The following is a 21,637-nucleotide window of genomic DNA, read 5'->3' on the forward strand; positions in this document are numbered from 1 at the left end:
ATGCTCGATTCAGCAAACATGCCGGAAACCACCGTCATCAATGGGGTGCGCTATAACGCCGAGGCCGGGCAGCGCCCGATCCATGTCGATGGCTGCACCACCATCGTCTCGCTGTTCGAGACGCGTTGCAAGGCCATGGGCAGTCGCACGGCGCACCGGGAAAAGGATCTTGGGATCTGGAAGGACTATTCCTGGGATGACTACTGGACCCACGCCAAGTGGATTGGTCTTGCCCTGCGCAAACTTGGTCTCAAGCGGGGAGAGGTGGTCTCGATCCTGTCCGAAGATCGCAAGGAATGGGCCTATTTCGACATGGGCATCCAATGCGTCGGCGGGATTGCGTCGGGTATCTATACCACCGACTCGGAAGCGCAGTTGCAGTACCTCGTGAACGACAGCGACAGCCGTTTCCTGATCGTCGAGAACGAGGAACAGCTCGACAAGTACCTTCAGGTCGAAAACGAGGTGCCGGGGCTTTTGAAGGTCATCATCCTCGAAGATGAAGGCCTGCACGATCTCGACCATCCCCGCTGTCTGATGATCGACGATCTTTACGAGATCGGCCGCAAGGCAGAAGCGGAAGAGCCGGGCGCCTTTGAACAGGAAATCGCCAAGGCCCAACCGCAGGACACCGCGCTTCTGATCTATACCTCGGGCACCACCGGGATGCCCAAGGGCGCGATGCTGTGCCACGAGAACATCATGGCCGCAATGGAGGCAGGGGCCCGTCGCCTGAACTGTCTCGAGACGGACAACCAGCTGTGCTTCCTGCCGCTCTGCCACATCCTCGAGAGGGACGTGTCGATCTACTTCCCCCTGGCGGGCAAGAGCGTCGTGAACTTTGCCGAGAGCCCGGAAACGGTGTTCAACAACCTGCAAGAGGTGTCCCCGAATACCTTTACCGCCGTGCCGCGTGTCTGGGAGAAGATCTATTCGCAGGTTCTGATCCTTGCCCAGGAGGCGACACCCTTGGGCCGCTGGGCCTATGCGCGTGCGGTTGCGGCCGGAAAGGCGCGGGCGGACTTCCTTGTTGAAGGCAAGCCGGTTCCGGCGTCCGTTTCGGCGCGTTACTGGGTCTGGGATCGGCTCGTGCTGCGCAACCTGCGCCGTATGCTGGGTCTCGACAAGATGCGTCGCGGCGGCACCGGTGCGGCCCCGATCTCGCCGGAACTTCTCAAGTGGTACTGGTCGATCGGCGTGCCGCTGGTCGAAGGCTACGGCATGACCGAGACCGCCGGGCTGGCGACGATCAACACCCGTCAGGACAACCGCATCGGCACGATTGGCAAGGCGGTTCCGGGCTACGAGATCCGCATTGCCGAGGATGGCGAAATCCAGACCAAGGGCGCCAACAACTTCCAGGGCTACTGGCGCAACAACGAGAAGACCGCGGAAACCTTTACCGATGACGGTTGGTTGCGCACCGGTGATGTCGGTCGTCTGGACGACGAAGGTTTTGTCACCATCACCGGCCGTCTCAAGGATATCATCATCACTGCCGGGGGTAAGAACATTACGCCTGCGGAAATTGAAAGCCGCCTGAAGTTTTCGCACTATATCTCAGATGCGGTGATCATCGGGGATCGCCGGAAATACCTGACCGCGCTGGTGATGATCGATCAGGAAAACGTCGAGAAATTCGCACAGGACCAGAAAGTGCCCTTCTCGAATTTCGCCTCACTTTGCGCGGCAAAGGAGGTCAAAGATCTGATCGGGGAAGAAGTGAAGGCGGTGAACAAGGAATTTGCCCGGGTCGAACAGATCAAGGATTTCCGCCTGATCGATGTTCTTCTGACGGCGGAAGACGAAGAGCTGACGGCCACGATGAAGCTGAAACGCTCGTATGTCGAGAAGCGCCACGCGCATCTGATTGAGGATATGTACTAGGGAAACGCAAACGAAGACGAATTTACCAACGGGAGGAAAGCAATGAAAAAATTGGTAAAGAAACTGACGTTGGCCGCGGGTCTGACCGCTGCTGCGTCGATGGGCTCGGCCCAGACGCAGGGTGTCACCGACACTGAGGTCATCATCGGATCGGTCAATGACCTGTCGGGCCCCTTTGCCGCTGTGGGTGTTCCCGCCACCAAGGGTGCGAACATGTACTTTGACAAGGTCAACGCCGCCGGTGGTGTGCACGGCCGCATGATCAAGTTCGTGACCGAGGACCACGGCTACCAGATGCCGCGCGCGATGCAGGGCTATAACAAGCTGCTGAACCGCGACAAGGTCTTCGCGATGATGCAGTCGCTGGGCACGCCGATGAACATGGCGGGCTTCAAGCTGCTGGATCCCAAGGGCATTCCGAACGTGGCCCCGCTGACCGCCGCACGCCAGATGCTGCAAGAGCCGATGCGCAACAAGTTCACCTCGTTCTCGAGCTACGTTGATCAGGCCCGTGTTGGCGTGAAATATCTGGCGGCAGAATTCGGTGGCAAGAACGTCTGCTCGATGTATCTGCCCAACGACTTCGGCAAGGAAATCCTAGAAGGCACGAAAATGGGTGCCGAAGAAGTCGGGATCGCCTTTGTCGCAGAGACCACCCACAAGCCGGATGAAAGTGACTTTGTCGGTTCGCTGTCCAAGCTGAAAGAAGCCGGCTGTGAAATCGTTTCGGTTGGTGTTCCGGTACGCCAGGCCATCACCATCGCTGGCACCGCCAAGAAGATGGGCCTGACGGACATGAAGTTCCTCGGCACGTCGGCCAGCTTCCTGACCGTGGTAGCCAAGGTTCCCGGTGGCGTGACCGAAGGCTTCTATGCGGCGGCCAGCTGGCAGGACCTCTGGGCCCGTGCATCTGACCCGGCCCCCGCAGCCTTCATCGCGGAATACAAGGAAGTCACCGGTGAAAACCCTGTCGGCTTCTCGATGCTGGGCTACTCGGCAGCCATGCAGCTGGTCAAGGCGCTTGAGGCCGCTGGCCCCGACCTGACCCACGACAGCTTTATCGCTGGCATGGAAAGCCTCGACTACATGGACGAGCTGGTTGCAAACCACATCGACTATGGCCCGGACGATCACCAGGGCGCGAACTCGGTCTATGTGTCGGTTGTGAAAGACGGCAACTGGATGAAAGTCCACGAAGAGTAAATCTTATCTGGCGGGCGCCCGCGCTGGTGCCCGCCGGTTTAAAATCTCAGGTGAAAAGATGATGGATGTGCAGGAGTTCCGCGCCGCTACGCGTGCGTGGCTGGAGGAGAATTGTCCGCAGGAGATGCGCCAACCCATGTCCGAGGCGGACGTGTGCTGGGGCGGGCGCAACTGGGTGTTCCAGTCCGAGGCCCAGAAATTGTGGCTCGACCGCATGGCCGCACGTGGCTGGACGGTGCCGACATGGCCCCAAGCCTATGGTGGTGCGGGCCTGAGCGGCGACGAAGATCGCATTCTCAAGGAAGAGATGGCCCGCATCTCGGCCCGTCCGCCCTTGCAGAGCTTTGGCATCTGGATGCTTGGCCCCGCGCTTCTGGAATTCGGCACGGAAGACCAGAAACGCCACTTCCTGCCCCAGATCGCCCGCGGCGAGGTACGCTGGTGCCAGGGGTATTCCGAACCCGGCGCCGGCTCGGATCTGGCGGGATTGCAGACCAAGGGCGTCGACTGCGGAGCGCACTTCGAAGTCACCGGTCAGAAAATCTGGACCTCCTATGCGGACAAGGCCGACTGGATCTTCTGCCTCGTGCGCACCGAACCGGATGCGCCGAAACACAAAGGCATTTCCTTCCTCCTGTTCGACATGGCCAGCGACGGGGTGTCGACCAAGCCGATCCAGCTGATTTCCGGCGCGTCGCCCTTCTGTGAAACCTTCTTTGACGGCGTGAAGGTCCCCGCTGATCAGATCGTTGGCGAACGAGGCAAGGGCTGGACCATTGCCAAGTATCTTCTCACCCACGAACGCGAGATGATCGGGGCCACCGACAGTGCGCTGTTCGGCTCCGAAGACATCGTAGATGTCTCGCGCGAGGCCATCGGGGTCGATGCGGATGGCCGCCTTGCCGATCCTGTCTTGCGCGGCCAGATCGGTGATTTCCTGGTCGACGAGATCGCCTTTGACGCCGAACTGGCGCGGGCCAAGACATGGATGCGCGCGGGCAATCAGCTGGGCGCGCAGTCGGCGACGCTCAAGTACACGGGCACCGAACTCAACAAGCGCCGTCAGGAATTGATCATGGCCGCAGGCGGGCTTGCCGCGCTTGAATGGGATTTCGAGAACGCGGCAGGCGACGAGAAAGCCTCGCTCTGGCTGCGCTCCAAGGGCAACTCGATCGAGGGCGGCACATCCGAGGTGATGCTGTCGATCCTCTCCAAGGCCATTCTGGAACTGGGGTGACGACAATGCAGATACTGACTGAAGAAAACACGATGGTGCGCGAGATGGCGGCCGGGTTCCTGTCGGTAAACGCCCCTGTCGAAACGGCGCGCGCCCTGCGCGATCACCGCAGCGCCCTTGGCTATGACCGCACCCTCCTTGCCGAAACCGCGGCGATGGGTTGGTACGGGATGCTTCTGGGCGAAGACGCGGGCGGAACCGATATGGGGGCGCAGGCCGCGGGCCTGATCGCCGAAGAGATGGGGCGTCGGCTGACCAACGCGCCCTTCCTGTCGTCGGGCGTGATGTCGGCAAGCCTCTTGCGCCATGTCGGCGAGACCACGCTGGCCGCCGAGATCGCCAGCGGAACCGCTGTCGTGACATTGGCAACCGACGAAACCACCAAACACGCCCCCGACAAGATCGAGACCACGGCGGCCCCTTCGGGCAACGGTTTTGTCCTGAACGGCAGCAAGCGGTTCGTGAACGACGCCATCGACGCCACCCGCGTGATCGTTCCTGCACAAACCGACGCGGGCCTTGGCCTGTTCCTTGTCGATCCCGCACTGGAGGGTGTCACGACCCGCGCCTACCGCACCGTCGACAATCGCAATGCCGCTGACCTGACCTTTGACAATGTTCAGCTGGACGGGGCCGCGCAGATTGCCGTGGGGCCAGAGGCCGAAGCCGGTTTCGCCGCTGCCCTGCGGGTTGGTCGCGCCGTGGCCTCGGCGGAACTGGTCGGGGTGTCCAAGGAAGCGGCCGAGCGTACCGTCGCCTATCTGAAGGAACGCAAACAATTCGGCGTGACCCTCTCGAAGTTCCAGGCACTGCAACATCGCTCGGCGGACCTCTATACCCAGATCCAGACCGCCGAGGCGATCACCGCCGCCGCGCTGGCGGCAATCGACGAAGGGCGCGAGGACGCCGAACGCCTTAGCCGCGCCGCCAAGGCCAAGGCCAGCAAGACCGCCTCTCTCGCGGTGCGCGAAGCGGTCCAGATGCACGGCGGCATGGGCATGACGGATGCGCTCGATATCGGGTTGTTCATGAAGAAGGCCCGCGCCGCGATCGAGCATCTGGGGGATGCGGGATGCCATGCGGAATGGCTTTTGCGAGATCGCGGAATCTGAGGAGTTCAGCCATGTCAGAGACACATACGCACCATCGGACCTGTAACATCTGCGAGGCCATGTGCGGCCTCGTCATCACTCACGATGGCAAGGAGGTGCTGTCGATCAAACCCGATCCGAACGATCCCCTGTCGCGGGGCCATATCTGCCCCAAGGCCGTCGCGCTTCAGGATTTCCGGACCGATCCCGACCGCGTGACAAAGCCGCTCAAGAAGGTGGATGGCACATTTGTCGAAATCGGCTGGGACGAGGCGCTGGACTATGCCGCCGAACGTCTGCTGGCGGTGCAGGAGGCCCACGGCAAGGATGGTGTCGGTGTTTATCTCGGCAACCCCAACGCCCACAAGTTCGGCAACCTGATGAACATCCCCGGTCTGGTGCGCGCGCTGGGCACGAAGAACCGCTATTCCTCGGCCACCGCCGACCAGATTCCGCATCACGTGGCCTCGATCCACATGCTGGGCCATCCGATGCTGATCCCGGTGCCGGATGTAGACCGCACCGATTTCATGTTGATCCTTGGCGGCAATCCGGTGGTGTCGAACGGGTCGATGATGACCGCGCCTGGCTTTGGTCGTCGCATGGACGAAATGAAGGCGCGGGGCGGCCGGGTGGTGGTGATTGATCCACGCCGCACCGAAACCGCCGAAAAGGCCAGCGAGCACCATTTCATCCGCCCGGAAACCGATGCCTTCCTGCTGCTGGCGATGATCCGCGAAATCATGGCCCGTGATCTGGTCGACCTTGGCCACCTGTCACACGCCGCGATCGGGCTTGCCGCCCTGCGCGAAGCGGTCGAACCCTTTACGACCGATCTGGCGGCCACGATGACGGGCATTCCGGCCGAGACCATCAAGGGCCTTGCCCTTGGCTTTGCCAGCGCCCCGCGCGCCGTCTGCTATGCCCGTATGGGCGCCTCGACACAAAGCTTTGGTGGCCTGTGCCAGTGGGCCAACAATGTGCTCAACATCATCACCGGCAACTTTGACAGCGAAGGCGGCGCGATGTTCACCACGCCCGCTCTGAACTATGTCGGCATGACCCCGCGCAAGGGCAAGGACCGCAGCTATCCCGAACGGCGGTCACGGGTGTCCGGCCAGCCGCTTTATAACGGCGAGTTTCCGGTGTCCGTGATGGCTGAGGAAATGGAAACCCCGGGCGAAGGCCAGATCAAGGCGCTGGTCACCATCGCGGGCAACCCGGTTCTGACCGCCCCGAACGGGCGGCGGATCGAGGCGGCGCTGGAAAAGCTCGACTTCATGGTCTCCTTCGACATCCACGTCAACGACACCACCCGCCACGCCGACCTGATCCTGCCCGGAACCGTGGCCCTGGAAGAGGTGGTCTATGACATGGTGTTCCACAGCTTTGCCGTGCGCAACACGGCGGCTTTTGCCGACCCGGTGTTTGACCCGCCCAACGGCAACCCGCAGGAGTGGGAAGTTCTCGCCCGTCTGGCGGCAAAGATCGCGGGCACCAACAGCCCTGCGCCCAGCCCGACGCAGATGCTCGAGGCGCTTTTGCCACGCGGCTACCACGGGGAGACAGTAACGGTCGAAGCCATGCGCGCGGCGGGGGGCTCGATCGATCTTGGCCCGCTGGTGCCCAACCTGACCGACCGCCTTGAAACACCGGATGGCAAGCTGCACCTCGCCCCGCAGGTCTTTGTCGATGATCTGCCCCGTCTGCTGGCCTTTGCCGACGGGCGCGACGATGACTACCCGATGTTCATGATCGGCCGTCGCCTTGTGCGCAGCCACAACAGCTGGACCCAGAACAGCCCGCGCCTTGTGAAGGGGCGCAACCGTGTCACCGTGCAACTGCACCCCGAGGATGCCGCAAGGCTTGGCATCGCCGACGCAGCGCAAGTCCGGGTGGCCAGCCGCGTCGGCAGCGTCACCATGCCCGCCGAAGTCACCGACGAGATGGCCCCCGGCGTGGTCTCGATCCCGCAGGGCTGGGGGCAGGCCAAGGGGCAGGTGGCGACGGCGGCGGCGGTCGGCTCGGTCTCGATCAACGACCTGACCGATGACACGCGGATTGATCCGGTTAGCGGCAACGCTGCCTTCAACGGGGTTCCGGTCGCGCTTACTCCCGTATGATGACCGGCACAGGCGGGCAGGGGTCGCGCATTTCCCCTGCCCGATTTCCTCTTGTCTGTTGCCTCGCGCTTGGGCAGCATTCTCCGCATGAAAGCCCTAAACCCCGATAGCATCGCCCCGCCTTTCGCCGCCTACAGCCACGGCATCGACGTCACCGCCAGACGCCTTGTCGCCACCAGCGGCCAGCTTGGCCTTGCCGCCGACGGCAGCATCCCCGAAGGGGCCGAGGCGCAGGCCGACATATGTCTTGCCAACATCGACGCGATCCTTGCCGAGGCCGGTCTGGACCGCACCCATATCATTCGCCTGAACGCCTTTGTGACGGGGCGCGAACATATGGCGGGCTACATGGTGGCGCGGGATCGCTACCTTGCGGGCGTGCCAGTGCTGCCTGCCTCGACTCTTGTCATCGTCTCCGGCTTCACCCGCCCGGAGTTCGTGGTCGAGATCGAGGTTCTGGCGGCTGAAAGCGCCTGATTGCCCGGCGGGCGGCTCTTGTCTGCAAATGACGCAAAAATTTCATGAAACACCTGAACTGCCACGGCGGGTTTGCCGCATGGTCATTTAGTGCCTTGAGAACAATGTGAAATACTTTGGCGTGCCGCAGCTGGTGCCCCTCCCTTTCCCCTGCGCCTCTGCCGAGAGTTGAGCCAGATCAAGGGATTTCCCCGCCATTCTTCCTAAGCCCGTCATGCGAGATTTGTGCAGCTGCGCAAATCAGGAGGAGCCGCATTTTCAGGATTGCTGTCAGGACGCGAACCATGACCAGAAAACCCACGCTCTACACGCACGACGACCCAAAGGCCCGCGCCGCACAGGATGTGGCGGCCGAAGTGGCCGACAGGATCGACACTGCCCTCCACGCTGCCTTTAGCCCGCTGACCGGTGGCCTGTCTCCCTCGGCTCTTGGTCTTGTCTACATGGACTGGGCGCTGCACCTCGCGGCATCGCCCGGCAAACAGGGCGAGTTGATGATGAGCGCGGCCACCAAATGGGGAGAGTATTCCAGATACCTGACCCAATGCATGATGTCGGGCGGTGAAGGCCCCTGTTCCCAAGCCCACCGCAAGGATCGCCGCTTCCGCCACCCCGACTGGGAGGCCAAGCCTTTTGCCGCCTACAAGGAAGCCTTCCTGATGGCGCAGGAATGGTGGCAGGAGGCCACCACCCATGTGCAGGGTGTCAGCGAAGCCAATGAGAAAGCCATCAGCTTTGCTGCCCGTCAGGCGCTTGATGCGCTGTCGCCTGCCAACTTTCCGATGACCAACCCCGAGATCATCGAAAAGACGGTGGAAACCAACGGCATGAACATCGTGCATGGCATCGCGAACTACATGGACGACCTGCGCCACATCATGGCGCATGAGCGTTTTGGGGATACGTCAGAGTACAAGGTGGGCGAGACCCTCGCCGTGACACCGGGCAAGGTGGTGTACCGCAACCACCTGATCGAGTTGATCCAGTATGAACCGGCAACTGACAAGGTCCGCCCCGAACCGGTGCTGATCGTGCCGGCATGGATCATGAAATACTACATCCTCGATCTCAGCCAGCAGAACTCGATGGTCAAATACCTGACCGAGCAGGGCTATACCGTCTTCATGATCTCCTGGCGCAATCCAGGCGCCGAAGACTCGGAACTGGGGTTCGACGATTATCGCCAGATGGGCACCATGGCGGCGATTGATCAGGTGCAGAAGATCACCGGAGCGCCGAAAGTTCACACCGCCGGATATTGTCTTGGGGGCACGTTGCTTGGTGTGACCGCCGCAACAATGGCGCGGGACGGCGATGAACGCCTTGCCTCCATGACGCTGTTTGCCGCCCAGATCGACTTTACCGAGGCGGGTGAGCTGATGCTGTTCATCAACGAAAGTCAGGTCGCCTTCCTCGAAGATATGATGTGGAAACAGGGCTACCTCGACGCCGCGCAGATGTCCGGCGCTTTCCAGATCCTGCGCTCGGCTGATCTTGTCTGGTCGCGTATCCAGCACGAATACCTGATGGGCGAGAAACCCCGCTATAACGACCTGATGACGTGGAACGCCGATACCACCCGGATGCCCGCGCGGATGCACTCGGAATACCTGCGCAAACTGTTCCTCAACAACGATTTTGCGGATGGCAAGTTCATGGTGGGCAAGGAACCGGTCTTTCCCGGTGACATCACCCTGCCGATCTTTGCCGTGGGCACCGAGACCGACCATGTCGCGCCGTGGAAATCGGCCTTCAAGATCGAATCCCTGACCCGCTCTGACGTGACCTTCGTCCTGACCAACGGCGGCCACAACGCTGGCGTCGTGTCCGAGCCTGGCCACCCGCGCCGCCACTACATGGTCCACACCTCCAGCGACAGGGATCGCTACCTTTCGCCGGAACACTGGCAGGAAGTAGCAGACCGTCACGAGGGGTCGTGGTGGCCGGAATGGACCGCGTGGCTTGATCTGCAATCGGGCACACCGGTTGCGCCGCCAAAGATGGGCAAGCCGCTCTGCGACGCGCCCGGCACCTATGTGATGATGGAGTAAGCCGATGATCCCCGGACGTAGTCTTGAAGGCCGCCGTGGCCTCATTGTTGGTGTGGCCAACGATCACTCCATCGCCGCAGGCTGTGCCGAAGTGCTGGCCGAAGCCGGTGCAACGCTGGCACTCACCTACCTGTCCGACAAGGCAAGGCGCTTTGTGGAACCCGTTGCAGAGGCGGCAGGGGCAGACCTGCTGTTGCCGCTGGACGTGACGGATGATGTTCAGATGGACGCGGTCTTTGACCGCATCGCAACGGAATGGGGCGGGCTTGATTTCCTCCTGCATTCGATTGCCTTTTGCCCCAAGGACGATCTGCACGGCCGCGTGACGGATTCCTCGCGCGAGGGCTTCATGCAGGCGATGGACATCTCGGTGCATTCCTTTGCCCGTATGGCCAAACGCGCCGAGCCGCTGATGCGGGACGGCGGCAGCCTCCTGACCGTCAGCTACTATGGTGCCGAGAAGGTGGTTGACCATTACAACGTGATGGGTCCGGTCAAGTCTGCCCTCGAAAGCCTGACCCGCTACATGGCGGCCGAACTTGGCCCCGAGGGCATCCGCGTCAACGCCATCTCGCCCGGACCGCTGATGACCCGTGCTGCCTCGGGCATCGATCACTTTGATGAACTGGCAAGAGAGGCCGAAACCCGCGCCCCGCTGCGCCGCCTTGTGACCATCCGCGAAGTGGGCGAGGCCGCGCTGTGCCTGTTGTCCGACCAGTCTTCTGCCATGACGGGCAACGTCATGTACGTCGACGGCGGCTATCACGTGATGAGCTGAGGCGGCCATGCAGTATATCGAGAACCGGACCTTCGACGAGATCGCCGTGGGCGATGTCGCGGAAATGGCACGCACGCTGACTGCCGAAGACATCGAATTGTTTGCCGTGATGTCGGGAGATGTGAACCCCGCCCACCTTGATCCCGAGTTTGCCAAGGAGGAGATCTTTCACAAGGTCATCGCGCACGGCATGTGGGGCGGCGCCCTGATTTCTGCCGTGTTAGGGACGAAACTCCCCGGTCCCGGCACCATCTACCTCAACCAGTCCCTCAGCTTCCGACGGCCTGTTGGCCTTGGGGACACCATCACCACCCGCGTCACCGTGCGCGAGAAACACGCTGACAAATCCCGCCTCGTTCTGGATTGCGCCTGCCTCAATGATGCGGGCAAACCCGTGATCCTTGGCGAGGCCGAGGTCATTGCGCCTGACCACAAGATCCGCCGCGAACCTGCGCATCTGCCCGATGTGCACCTGCATCACCACGGCGCGATCTATGACCGCCTTCTAGCCCGCGGGCGCGAGTTCCATTCGCCGCGTATCGCGGTGATCGCCCCCGTGACGCAGGCCACCCTCGAAGGGCCGCTCGAGGCGCGTCGCCTTGGCATTTCCGATCCTCTCCTGATCGGTCCCGAACCGATGATCCGCCGGGTCGCGGATGACGCTGGCCTCTCGCTGGATGGCGCGGAAATCCTGCACACAGACAGCATCAGCGCCGCGCAGGAGGCCGCGCTGGCGCTTGCCGAAGCGGGCGAGGTGGACGCGATCGATCAGGGGACGATCCGCATCGACAAGCTGGTCAAACCTGTTCGCGAGCGCCTCAGGACGGGCCGCATCCTGAGCCACGTGGTGGCGCTGGACGTGCCCGGCTACCAGAAGCCGCTGCTGGTGACGGACGGCCTCGTCAATGTCGCGCCCGATCTCGACGCCAAGGCGGGCATCATCCGCAATGCCATCGATCTGGCACACACCCTGCTGATTGATCAGCCCCGGGTTGCGATCCTTTCGGCGGTGGAAGAGGTCACGCCCGCCGTGCCCTCGACACTTGATGCCGCGGCCCTGTGCAAGATGGCGCATCGCGGCCAGATCACCGGTGCGGTTCTGGATGGCCCGCTGGCCTTTGATACGGCCATTTCGATGGTGGCTGCCAAAACCATGCCCGGCCGCGGATCGGATGTGGCAGGGCAGGCCGATATTCTTGTCGCGCCCGATTTCGAAGCGGGTAACATGATTGCCAAACAGCTGACCCACCTCGCCGGGGCCGAGATGACAGGGCTTCTGATGGGGGCAAAGGTGCCGGTGCTGACCGCTGGACGCAACGACGGTATGCGCGCGAGGATAGCCTCTGCGGCGCTTGCGTCCCTATATATAACAAGACGCGGGGCCTGATGGCCCTGCGGTATTCGAAGAAAGCATTGTGAGGGGCCGATGAAGATCAATCGGGGTTTTGTCTTGGTAGGGGCCGTCATTGCTGCGGCCATTGGATACTATGTCTACCAGAACCAGAATGGCGAGGTGCTGCCCGAGGACATCGCCTATGGCAATGGTCGGATCGAAGCGGTGCAGATCGACATTTCCTCGAAGATCGCGGGCCGGGTTGACGAAATCCGCGTGAAAGAGGGCGACATGGTCGAACCGGGCCAGGTTGTCGCCACCATTGACCGCCGCGCGCTTGAGGCGCAGCTGGCACGTGCCAAGGCCGAAGTGGCCGCCAGCATCGCCAATGTGGCCGCCACCGAGGCCGCTCAGGTACAGGCCGAAGCCCTGTTGCATCTCTCCGAACAAGAGTTGGAACGCACCCGCCAATTGCACGAACGCGATGTTGCTTCGCAGGAACTGCTGGATCAGCGCATGTCGGACCAGCGCGTCGCGGATGCCAATCACCGTGCGGCGCAGGCACAGGTGGAAGCGGCCCGCCGCAGCGTGGATGCGGCGCAATCGGTGGTGGATGAGATCACAACCAATCTTGAGGATACGGCGCTTGCCACGCCCGCAAAGGGTCGCATCCTCTATCGCCTTGCCGAGCCGGGCGAAGTGATTGGGGCCGGCGGCCGCTTGTTGACGATGGTCGACCTGTCCGACGTGTATCTCGAGTTCTTCCTGCCATCCTCGCAGGTGCATCGCATCGCCATCGGCTCCGAGGCGCGTATCCGCCTTGATGTGGCCCCTGTCGTAGTGCCCGCCACCGTCAGCTTTGTGTCGCCCGTTTCGCAGTTCACGCCGCGGCAGGTCGAAACCGCGGACGAACGCGACAAGCTGATGTTCCGCGTTAAGGTGCGCATCCCCGAGGAACTGGTCAAGCAACGCATGGACCTCGTGAAAACCGGCATTCGTGGCGTGGCCTATGTGCGTCTGGCCTCGGATCAACCGTCTTCGCCCTGGCCCGACTTCCTTGAGACCAGCCTGCCGACCCCAATTCTTGACCAGTAAGGAGGTTGCCGATGCACCCTCCCAAGCCCCCTGTCATCTCGTTGCGCGGCGTGTCCCAGCGCTACAAGAGCGTTGTGGCACTGGATGATATCTCTCTGGACATCCCCGCCGGGATCATGGCCGGGTTGATCGGTCCCGACGGCGTGGGCAAATCCACCCTGCTTGATCTCATCTCTGGCGCCCGTGCGGTCCAGACCGGTGAGGTGATGGTGCTGGATGGCAATATGGCCTCGGCCCGCCATCGGGGCACCGCAGGACCGCGCATCGCCTATATGCCGCAGGGTCTGGGCAAGAACCTCTACCATACGCTGAGCGTGCGCGAGAACCTGACCTTCTTTGCCCAACTGTTCGGCCTGACACCGGCGGAACGCGAAGCCCGTATCGCGCGTCTGACACAGGCCACCGGCCTTGATCCCTTTCTCTCCCGCCCCGCAGGCAAGCTGTCGGGTGGCATGAAACAGAAACTGGGCCTGTGTTGTTCCCTGCTGCATGATCCTGATCTGCTGATCCTTGACGAGCCGACCACCGGGGTCGATCCGCTGTCGCGACGCCAGTTCTGGCAGCTGATCGCCGGCATCCGCGAGGATCGTCCGGCCATGTCCGTCCTTGTCTCCACCGCCTATATGGACGAGGCGCAGGGCTTTGACTGGCTGGTGGCGATGGATGCGGGTCGGGTGCTCGACACCGGCACGGCAGAGGAGCTGATGGCCAAAACCGGCACCGATGATCTTGAGGCCGCCTTTGTCCAGCTGCTGCCGGAAGAAAAGCGCGCCAATGCCCGCGAGCTTGTCATCCCACCTCTGGAAGATCACGGCGACACGCCCGCCATCACCGCCCGCCACCTGACCCGCCGTTTCGGTGATTTCACGGCGGTGAAAGACGTGAGTTTCGAAATCAGGCGCGGCGAGATCTTCGGCTTTCTCGGCTCCAATGGTTGCGGCAAGACAACCACAATGAAGATGCTCACAGGTCTTCTGCCGATGTCCGAAGGCGAGGCCTATCTGTTTGGCCATCCGGTTGATGCCTCTGACATTGAGATGCGCAAGCGCGTGGGCTTCATGTCCCAGGCCTTTTCACTCTATGGCGAACTTACGGTCGAACAAAACCTCACGCTGCACGCCCGCCTGTTCCGTCTTGATCCAACGGCGTCCCGTGACCGCATTGCCGCGCTGGCGGATCGCTTTGGTCTCAGCCCGCATATGGACAGCCCCTCGGGCGATCTGCCCCTTGGCCTGCGCCAACGCCTGTCGCTCGCCGTCGCGGTGTTGCACGAACCGGAAATCCTCATCCTAGATGAGCCGACATCGGGCGTGGACCCGGTGGCGCGGGATGATTTCTGGGAGCTGCTGGTCGAACTGTCGCGCGGCGAGGGGGTGACGATCTTCATCTCGACCCATTTCATGAACGAAGCTCTGCGCTGTGACCGCATTTCGCTCATGCACGCGGGCGAGGTGCTGGTTGCGGATACGCCGGATGGCCTTGTCGAAAAGCGCGGGGCCGAGACGCTGGAAGAGGCGTTCATCGGCTATATCGAGGACGCGATCGGGGACCGTCGCGATACCGACGTAACACCGACGCAGGACCGACAGCCCGAATCCGCCCCCAAACGCAAGCGTCACCGCGGCTTTAGCATGGCACGTCTGCTGGCCTATTCCATGCGCGAAGCCATGGAAGTTGTCCGCGATCCGATCCGTCTTGCCTTTGCCTTTGTCGGGTCGGCCCTGTTGCTCGTGGTGCTGTCCTACGGTGTGTCGATGGATGTTGAAGACCTCACCATGGCCGCGCTCGACCTTGATCAGACACCGGCCAGCCGCGACTATGTCGCCAACCTGTCCGGCTCAAGGTACTTCGAGGAACAGCCGCCCCTGCAAAGCGTGGAAGAGCTTGAAAAGGCTCTGCAAAAGGGCGAGGTGACCGTCGCCATCGAAATCCCCAACGGCTTTGGTCGCGACCTGCGGCAGGGTCAGTCGCCCGAGATTTCGGCCTGGGTGGACGGCGCCAACACCATGCGCGCGGGCACCATCGAAGGCTATGTCAACGCCGCCCATGTCGAACAGGTCCAGAAGGTGATCCGCGACGAAGGCTATGATCCGGAGGCGTTCGAGACCTATGCCGTCGAAAGCCGCTATCGCTATAACCCCACCTTCGAGAGCATCAACGCCATGGGCCCCGCCATCCCCGCGATCCTGTTGATGATGTTCCCCGCCATCCTCATGGCCGTCTCCGTCGCCCGCGAAAAGGAAATCGGCACCATCACTAACTTCTACGTGACGCCGACGACAAAGATCGAATTCCTTGTTGGCAAGCAATTGCCCTACGTGGTGATTGGCCTGGTCAATTTCTTCCTGCTCCTGTTCCTGATCACGACGCTCTTGGGGGTCACCTTCAAGGGGTCGCTCCTCACGATGACCCTTGCGGCGCTTGTCTATGTCGTGGTCTCGACGTCCTACGGCCTGTTGATCTCGACCCTGACCAACAGCCAGGTTGCCGCCGTCTTTACCGCCGCCCTCTTGTCGATGATGCCGACCGTGCAGTTCTCGGGCATGGTTCAGCCGATCTCGACCCTGACGGAAGGCGGCCAGATGATCGGCAACCTCTGGCCCGCCTCCTATTTCGTGCGGATCAGTGTTGGCACCATCACCAAGGGGCTTGGTCTCGAAGAGCTTTCGGCGGATGTCTTCTGGATGATGGTATTCGTCCCGGTTTTCCTTGGCCTCGCGCTCATGCGCCTCAGAAAGCAGGAGGGGTAAGATGAAAAGCCTTCTGCGCATTTTCTGGCTGGGCACCAAGGAACTCCGCGCCGTTCTCGGCGATCCGGTGATGAGCGGCCTGATCCTGTTTGTCTTTACCGTCATGGTCTATTCGCAGGCCGCTGAAATTCCCGAGAACCTGAACAACGCTTCCATCGCCATCGTGGACGAGGACAATTCGCCCCTCTCCCGTGAAATCTCTGATGCCTTCTATCCGCCTTTCTTCCAACGGCCGGACCATCTTGGCATCGACGAGATCGACATCGCGATGGACCGTGGTGAATACCTCTTTGCGCTGGTCATTCCACCCCGCTTCGAAGCTGATCTGCGCAAGGGGCTGAAGCCGGAAATCCAGCTCAACATCGACGCGACAGCGGTGCTTCAGGCGGGGCTGGGGGATGGCTATATCCAAAGCATCCTTGCCGACGAAATCTCGCGCCACATCGCGCGCGAGGATGTTGAGACAGAGATGCCGATCACCCTTGTCCTGCGCCGTGCCTTCAATGAAAACGGCACACAGGTCTGGTTTTCGGCGATGACCGGCCTTTTGGATTTCCTGTCGATGGTGACCATTCTGCTCACTGGTGCTGCGCTGATCCGCGAGCGAGAACACGGCACTATCGAGCACCTTCTGGTGATGCCACTGACCGCCTTTGAAATCGCCGCGGCCAAGATCTGGGCCAACGGGCTGGTCATCATCGGGGCGTTCACCCTGTCGCTGAACTTTGTGGTGAAAGGCTTTCTCAACGTGCCGATTGCCGGCTCCGAGGCGTTGTTGATTGCGGGCACCGGCCTGTATCTCTTTGCTGCTGCCGCCATTGGCATCCTGCTGGGCACCATGGCCCGCACGATGGCGCAGTTCGCGCTGATGGTGCTGATGATCGTGCTGCCGATGATGATGCTGTCCGGTGGGATGAGCCCGATTGAAAGCCAGCCAGCAATCGTGCAGCCGGTCTCGTGGCTTTTGCCCTCGCGCCACTACATGGCCTTTGCCCAGGCCGTGGCCTTCCGCGGGGCAGGGATCAGCACGGTCTGGCCCGAACTGCTTACCATCTTCGGTCTGGGTGCCGTGTTCCTGACCGGCAGCCTTGCACGGTTCCGCAATACGATCAGTTCCTGACCGCCAAACCCGCTGCCGAGTTTGGGCCACATGCCTCCGCCGCAAAAGAAAAAGCCCCGCGCGATGCGGGGCTTTTCAATTCTGTAACCGAAACCCGGCTTAGCCGATGGCAGCCGCTTTCACGTCTGCGTCGATGTAGGGCAGGTATTGTTCGAAGTTGTTCGAGAACATCTCGACCAGTTTCGCGGCCTGACGGTCATAGGCGTCGGCGTCGTCCCAGGTGCGGCGCGGATCAAGCAGGACTTCTGCAACACCAGGTACGTTCACCGGAACTTCGAAGCCAAAGTTCGGGTCCTTGCGGAATTCGACTTCGCTCAGGGTGCCTTCCAGCGCGGCGGTCAGCAGGGCGCGGGTGGCGCGGATCGGCATACGCGACCCAGTGCCATAGGCGCCACCGGTCCAACCGGTGTTGACCAGCCAGCAGGTCGCACCGTGCTGGGCGATCTTCTCACGCAGCAGGTTGCCATAGGCTTCGGGGCGACGCGGCATGAAGGGCGCGCCAAAGCAGGTCGAGAAGGTCGGCTCGGGCTCGGTCACGCCGCGCTCGGTTCCGGCCACTTTCGAGGTGAAGCCCGACAGGAAGTGGTACATCGCCTGCGCCGGGGTAAGGCGCGCGATCGGAGGCAGAACACCGAATGCGTCACAGGTCAGCATGATGATGTTCTTGGGGTGGCCACCCACGGCGGTTTTCGACGCGTTCGAGATATACTCCAGCGGGTAGGCACAACGCATGTTGGCGGTCAGGCTGTCGTCTTCGAAGTCGAGTTCCTTGGTCTCTTCATCAAAGACCATGTTCTCGATCACGGTGCCGAACTTCGAGGTGGTGGCATAGATTTCCGGCTCGGCCTCGGGGTTCAGGCTGATGGTCTTGGCATAGCAGCCGCCTTCGAAGTTGAAGGTGCCGTTGTCCGACCAGCCGTGTTCGTCGTCGCCGATCAGGGTGCGCGACGGATCGGCCGAGAGGGTGGTCTTGCCGGTGCCCGACAGGCCGAAGAAGACGGCGGTATCGACGGGGTTGTTGTTGGCGTGGTTTGCCGAGCAGTGCATCGGCATGATGCCTTTTTCCGGCAGCAGGTAGTTCAGCAGGGTGAAGATCGACTTCTTGTTTTCGCCTGCGTACTCGGTGCCACCGATCAGGATCATCTTGCGATCAAAGTTCATCGCGATGACGGTTTCGGAACGGCAGTTGTGACGCTCCGGGTTCGCCTGGAAGCTGGGGCAGTTGATGACGGTGTAATCCGCCAGGAAGCCGTCGAGGTCTTCACGGTCGGGGCGACGCATCATGTGGCGGATGAACAGGTTGTGCCAGGCCAGTTCCTGAACGAAACGCACGTTGATCGCGTGTTTCGCGTCGGCACCGCCAACCAGATCCTGAACATAGTAGTCGCCACCTTTCATGTGCTCGATCATGTCGGCATAGAGGTTGTCGAACCCTTCAGGGGTCATCGCGGCGTTGTTTTCCCACCAGATGCTGTCGACAACGCTGTCGGTTTTGACGACGTGCTTGTCCTTGGGCGAACGGCCGGTGAACTTGCCGGTCGAAACGAGGAATGCACCACCGTTACCCAGCGTTCCTTCGCCGTTCTTGAGCGCGGCTTCGATCAGCGCGGGCTCCATGAGGTTATAATAGACATTGCCCAGCCCTTCGATCCCTTGATCTTCGAGGCGGAATTGCGGGTTTACCCGTCCAAATGTCATGCTCTAACTCCTGTAGCCGGCTCGTCCGAGGCGGCGGTTTATTCCTTCTCGGGCAACGAATTGATTGCCCTTTCGCCGTGACTCGTGCGGCGATGCAGCGCTCTTAGCATGGCGCTTCTGTGAATGAACAGGACGCTTTCGCGCAGTTAGCGCAACCAAGTGGACGTTAGCGCCATCAACGCCCGCATTGGTAGAAAACCGCCTAAAACAGTGAGTCATTTTAGCCATTGATAAGGGAAATCGACGTCAAATATGGGGTGGTTCCGGCCTGATTCGTACTTTGGGATTGATCTAAATCCCCGGAAAGGCGCATAATGACGCAAAAAAGCAGGCATAAAAATTAGAGCAGTAAAGGATCAGGCAATGTCGAAGATCGCCTTGGTGGATGACGACAGGAACATCCTCACATCAGTATCCATGACTCTCGAAGCGGAAGGCTTTGAGGTCGAAACTTACAACGACGGCCAGCAGGCCCTCGACGCATTCAACAAGAAACTCCCGGACATGGCCGTGCTCGACATCAAGATGCCGCGCATGGATGGCATGGACCTGCTCCAGCGGTTGCGCCAGAAGACCACGATGCCGGTGATTTTCCTCACCTCCAAGGACGACGAGATCGACGAGGTTCTCGGCCTGCGCATGGGCGCGGACGACTACGTCAAGAAACCCTTCTCGCAGCGTCTTCTGGTAGAACGTATCCGCGCCCTCCTGCGCCGTCAGGATGCGGTCGAAGGCAACGTGACCGGCGACACCGAAGACACCAAGGTGATGGTGCGCGGTGAGCTGACAATGGACCCGCTGCGCCACTCGGTCAGCTGGAAAGGCAAGGACGTGACCCTCACGGTGACGGAATTCCTCCTGCTTCAGGCCTTGGCTCAGCGTCCCGGTTTCGTGAAATCGCGCGATCAACTGATGGATGTCGCCTATGACGATCAGGTCTATGTGGATGACCGGACCATCGACAGCCACATCAAGCGACTGCGCAAGAAGATGCGTACAGCCGATTCCGATTTCTCCGCAATCGAGACGCTCTACGGCATCGGATACAGATACAACGAAGAGTGAGCGATAAATGGCTCTGGCCGAAAGGATAGACGTGCGCGACATGGCCCAAGGGCGGGATGGCGACGTTGTGCTGGGCGACGATTGGGTCGCCCCCGAAGCCAATGTCGAAAACGAGTTGCGGGGACGCCGTGAGCGTCGCCGCCTCCTGCCCCTGAGCAAATCGCCACTGACCCGCAAGATCATCACGTTCAACCTGATTGCGCTGTGCATTCTTGTTGCAGGTATCCTCTACCTCAACTCGGCCCGCGACAGTCTCGCGGTGCAGCGCGCATCGGGCCTCTTGTCCGAAGCGCGGCTGATTGCCGGTGCGTTCGAGGCCCAGATGCCCGCCGGTGCACCGGTTAACCTCGTGACGGGGGATGGCGTTGATGTTGGCCAGACGCTTGAAAAACTGCCCCTTCGTCAGGGCACCCACGTCTATGTCTTCGACACCACCGACAATCTGGTTGGCACCAACCAGGGCACCGCGACATCGGAAGCGGCCAATGCTCTTGCCGAACGGCCCAGCGGTACGCCGATTACCAACACGCTGAACTGGCTGTGGGGGAATATCGCCGGTGAAGAAGACCTGATTTCCACCAAGGGCCAGAGCATCCTTGATCAGGCCACGGCCATCGCCACCCAGTCGCTGAACGGCGAGGCGCTTCTAACCACGCTGCGCGGCCCCGAGGACAGCTCGGTGTTTGCCGTTGCACAGCCGTTTACGCAAAACGGATCGCCGGTGGGTGTCGTAGTCCTGACAAGCGCCGCAGGCGAGCTGGACCAACTGGTGCGCAGTGAACGCGAGCGCGTCCTGCAGATGTTCGTCATCGCGACCGTGGTGTCGATTGGCCTCTCGATGGTGCTGGCCTCGACCATTTCCAATCCTCTTTCCGATCTTGCTGCAGCTGCAGAGATCGGCCGCGACAGAGATTCCCACACGGTGAACCCCGGCCGCGTTCGCATCCCCGATCTGACCGCGCGCCCCGACGAGATCGGCCGCCTGTCCGGGGCCCTGCGCGGGATGGTGTCCGCGCTTTATGACCGGATCGACAGCAACGAGCAATTCGCAGCCGACGTTGCCCACGAGATCAAGAACCCGCTGGCCAGCCTGCGCTCGGCCGTCGGCTCGCTGCGCATGGTCAAAAAGGAAGAGCATCGAGAGAAACTGCTCGACGTGATCGACCACGACGTGCGCCGCCTTGACCGTCTTGTCAGCGACATCTCCAACGCCTCGCGCCTTGATTCCGAACTGGTCAAGGAAGAGGAAGAGCGGTTCAACCTGCTCGAGATGATCGGCAACCTGACCCAGTATCTGGGCGAGGATGCCAAGGGCAAGGGGATCGATTTCATCACCGATCTGCCCGCCAAGCCGATCCATATCAACGGTCTCGAAGCGCGGCTTGCACAGGTGTTCGTGAACCTGATCACCAACGCCGTCAGCTTCTGTGAGGATGGCGATGCCATCCGTGTCTGGGCACGTCGCCGCGAAAACCGCGTGCTTGTCGTGGTCGAAGACACCGGCCCCGGCATTCCCGATCAGGCACTGGCCAAGATCTTCAACCGCTTCTATTCGCAGCGCCCCGAAGATCAGTTCGGCAACAACTCGGGCCTTGGACTTGCGATCTCCAAGCAGATCGTCGAAGCGCATGGCGGTGTGATCTGGGCCGAAAACATCCGCCCGACGGATGCAGACGTGACCTCCGAACCCTTGGGTGCGCGTTTCGTCGTCGGCCTTCCGATCTGATCC

The 21,637-nt window shown here is 61.4% G+C and carries 15 protein-coding genes; 14 read left to right on the plus strand and 1 reads right to left on the minus strand.

All coding sequences use genetic code 11. The features are described from left to right. The 12 genes from ABWV42_RS18000 (at position 1) to ABWV42_RS18055 (ending at position 17,145) form a co-directional block, all read left to right on the plus strand. A complete protein-coding gene (locus ABWV42_RS18000) occupies positions 1-1,887 on the plus strand; it encodes an AMP-dependent synthetase/ligase (protein WP_255106879.1) in 1,887 nt (628 codons plus the stop codon). A gap of 42 nt (positions 1,888-1,929) precedes the next feature. Then, positions 1,930-3,090, plus strand: a complete 1,161-nt coding sequence (locus ABWV42_RS18005) for an ABC transporter substrate-binding protein (protein WP_255106878.1) — start codon at positions 1,930-1,932, stop codon at positions 3,088-3,090. Positions 3,091-3,148: 58 nt separating this feature from the next. Beyond that, entirely contained in the window at positions 3,149-4,327 is a 1,179-nt protein-coding gene (locus ABWV42_RS18010) for an acyl-CoA dehydrogenase family protein (RefSeq protein WP_353341376.1), read from the plus strand. Positions 4,328-4,332: 5 nt separating this feature from the next. Continuing rightward, complete coding sequence (locus ABWV42_RS18015; RefSeq protein ID WP_353341377.1) at positions 4,333-5,439, plus strand: acyl-CoA dehydrogenase family protein; 1,107 nt, start codon at positions 4,333-4,335, stop codon at positions 5,437-5,439. An 11-nt stretch (positions 5,440-5,450) separates the two neighbouring features. Continuing rightward, positions 5,451-7,541 carry a molybdopterin oxidoreductase family protein gene (locus ABWV42_RS18020; protein ID WP_353341378.1) on the plus strand — a complete coding sequence of 697 codons (2,091 nt, stop codon included), beginning with the start codon at positions 5,451-5,453 and terminating at the stop codon, positions 7,539-7,541. 87 nt (positions 7,542-7,628) lie between these two features. Further along, the gene (locus tag ABWV42_RS18025) at positions 7,629-8,018 is read left to right on the plus strand and encodes a RidA family protein (RefSeq protein WP_353341379.1); all 390 of its coding nucleotides are present in this window, start codon (positions 7,629-7,631) and stop codon (positions 8,016-8,018) included. Between the two features lie 284 nt (positions 8,019-8,302). Continuing rightward, positions 8,303-10,069 carry a PHA/PHB synthase family protein gene (locus ABWV42_RS18030; protein ID WP_353341380.1) on the plus strand — a complete coding sequence of 589 codons (1,767 nt, stop codon included), beginning with the start codon at positions 8,303-8,305 and terminating at the stop codon, positions 10,067-10,069. 4 nt (positions 10,070-10,073) lie between these two features. After that, a complete protein-coding gene (fabI, locus tag ABWV42_RS18035) occupies positions 10,074-10,847 on the plus strand; it encodes an enoyl-ACP reductase FabI (protein ID WP_353341381.1) in 774 nt (257 codons plus the stop codon). A 7-nt stretch (positions 10,848-10,854) separates the two neighbouring features. Next, positions 10,855-12,234 carry a bifunctional enoyl-CoA hydratase/phosphate acetyltransferase gene (locus ABWV42_RS18040; RefSeq protein ID WP_353341382.1) on the plus strand — a complete coding sequence of 460 codons (1,380 nt, stop codon included), beginning with the start codon at positions 10,855-10,857 and terminating at the stop codon, positions 12,232-12,234. A gap of 39 nt (positions 12,235-12,273) precedes the next feature. After that, positions 12,274-13,275, plus strand: coding sequence for an HlyD family secretion protein (locus ABWV42_RS18045; RefSeq protein ID WP_353341383.1), 1,002 nt, complete (start codon positions 12,274-12,276; stop codon positions 13,273-13,275). A gap of 11 nt (positions 13,276-13,286) precedes the next feature. Next, positions 13,287-16,025, plus strand: coding sequence for a ribosome-associated ATPase/putative transporter RbbA (gene rbbA / locus ABWV42_RS18050; RefSeq protein ID WP_353341384.1), 2,739 nt, complete (start codon positions 13,287-13,289; stop codon positions 16,023-16,025). Between the two features lies 1 nt (position 16,026). Beyond that, a complete protein-coding gene (locus ABWV42_RS18055; protein WP_353341385.1) occupies positions 16,027-17,145 on the plus strand; it encodes an ABC transporter permease in 1,119 nt (372 codons plus the stop codon). A gap of 99 nt (positions 17,146-17,244) precedes the next feature. Here ABWV42_RS18055 and ABWV42_RS18060 read toward each other — a convergent pair whose 3' ends face one another. Next, positions 17,245-18,843 (minus strand): phosphoenolpyruvate carboxykinase, encoded by a 1,599-nt coding sequence (locus tag ABWV42_RS18060; RefSeq protein ID WP_255106867.1) that lies wholly within the window; start codon positions 18,841-18,843, stop codon positions 17,245-17,247. A gap of 363 nt (positions 18,844-19,206) precedes the next feature. Between ABWV42_RS18060 and ABWV42_RS18065 the strand changes: the two genes are divergently transcribed. Further along, positions 19,207-19,908 (plus strand): response regulator transcription factor, encoded by a 702-nt coding sequence (locus tag ABWV42_RS18065; protein ID WP_255106866.1) that lies wholly within the window; start codon positions 19,207-19,209, stop codon positions 19,906-19,908. Between the two features lie 7 nt (positions 19,909-19,915). After that, positions 19,916-21,634 carry a sensor histidine kinase gene (locus ABWV42_RS18070; RefSeq protein WP_255106865.1) on the plus strand — a complete coding sequence of 573 codons (1,719 nt, stop codon included), beginning with the start codon at positions 19,916-19,918 and terminating at the stop codon, positions 21,632-21,634. Positions 21,635-21,637: the final 3 nt, after the last annotated feature.

The organism is Pelagimonas sp. KU-00592-HH (assembly GCF_040369695.1).
Lineage (GTDB): Bacteria > Pseudomonadota > Alphaproteobacteria > Rhodobacterales > Rhodobacteraceae > Shimia.

What these genes read in the sequence shown, in the direction of transcription:
- ABWV42_RS18000 (WP_255106879.1), top strand. Translation starts at nt 1, where the DNA reads ATGCTCGATTCAGCAAACATGCCGGAAACCACCGTCATCAATGGGGTG.
- ABWV42_RS18005 (WP_255106878.1), top strand. Translation starts at nt 1,930, where the DNA reads ATGAAAAAATTGGTAAAGAAACTGACGTTGGCCGCGGGTCTGACCGCT.
- ABWV42_RS18010 (WP_353341376.1), top strand. Translation starts at nt 3,149, where the DNA reads ATGATGGATGTGCAGGAGTTCCGCGCCGCTACGCGTGCGTGGCTGGAG.
- ABWV42_RS18015 (WP_353341377.1), top strand. Translation starts at nt 4,333, where the DNA reads ATGCAGATACTGACTGAAGAAAACACGATGGTGCGCGAGATGGCGGCC.
- ABWV42_RS18020 (WP_353341378.1), top strand. Translation starts at nt 5,451, where the DNA reads ATGTCAGAGACACATACGCACCATCGGACCTGTAACATCTGCGAGGCC.
- ABWV42_RS18025 (WP_353341379.1), top strand. Translation starts at nt 7,629, where the DNA reads ATGAAAGCCCTAAACCCCGATAGCATCGCCCCGCCTTTCGCCGCCTAC.
- ABWV42_RS18030 (WP_353341380.1), top strand. Translation starts at nt 8,303, where the DNA reads ATGACCAGAAAACCCACGCTCTACACGCACGACGACCCAAAGGCCCGC.
- fabI (WP_353341381.1), top strand. Translation starts at nt 10,074, where the DNA reads ATGATCCCCGGACGTAGTCTTGAAGGCCGCCGTGGCCTCATTGTTGGT.
- ABWV42_RS18040 (WP_353341382.1), top strand. Translation starts at nt 10,855, where the DNA reads ATGCAGTATATCGAGAACCGGACCTTCGACGAGATCGCCGTGGGCGAT.
- ABWV42_RS18045 (WP_353341383.1), top strand. Translation starts at nt 12,274, where the DNA reads ATGAAGATCAATCGGGGTTTTGTCTTGGTAGGGGCCGTCATTGCTGCG.
- rbbA (WP_353341384.1), top strand. Translation starts at nt 13,287, where the DNA reads ATGCACCCTCCCAAGCCCCCTGTCATCTCGTTGCGCGGCGTGTCCCAG.
- ABWV42_RS18055 (WP_353341385.1), top strand. Translation starts at nt 16,027, where the DNA reads ATGAAAAGCCTTCTGCGCATTTTCTGGCTGGGCACCAAGGAACTCCGC.
- ABWV42_RS18060 (WP_255106867.1), bottom strand. Translation starts at nt 18,843, where the DNA reads ATGACATTTGGACGGGTAAACCCGCAATTCCGCCTCGAAGATCAAGGG.
- ABWV42_RS18065 (WP_255106866.1), top strand. Translation starts at nt 19,207, where the DNA reads ATGTCGAAGATCGCCTTGGTGGATGACGACAGGAACATCCTCACATCA.
- ABWV42_RS18070 (WP_255106865.1), top strand. Translation starts at nt 19,916, where the DNA reads ATGGCTCTGGCCGAAAGGATAGACGTGCGCGACATGGCCCAAGGGCGG.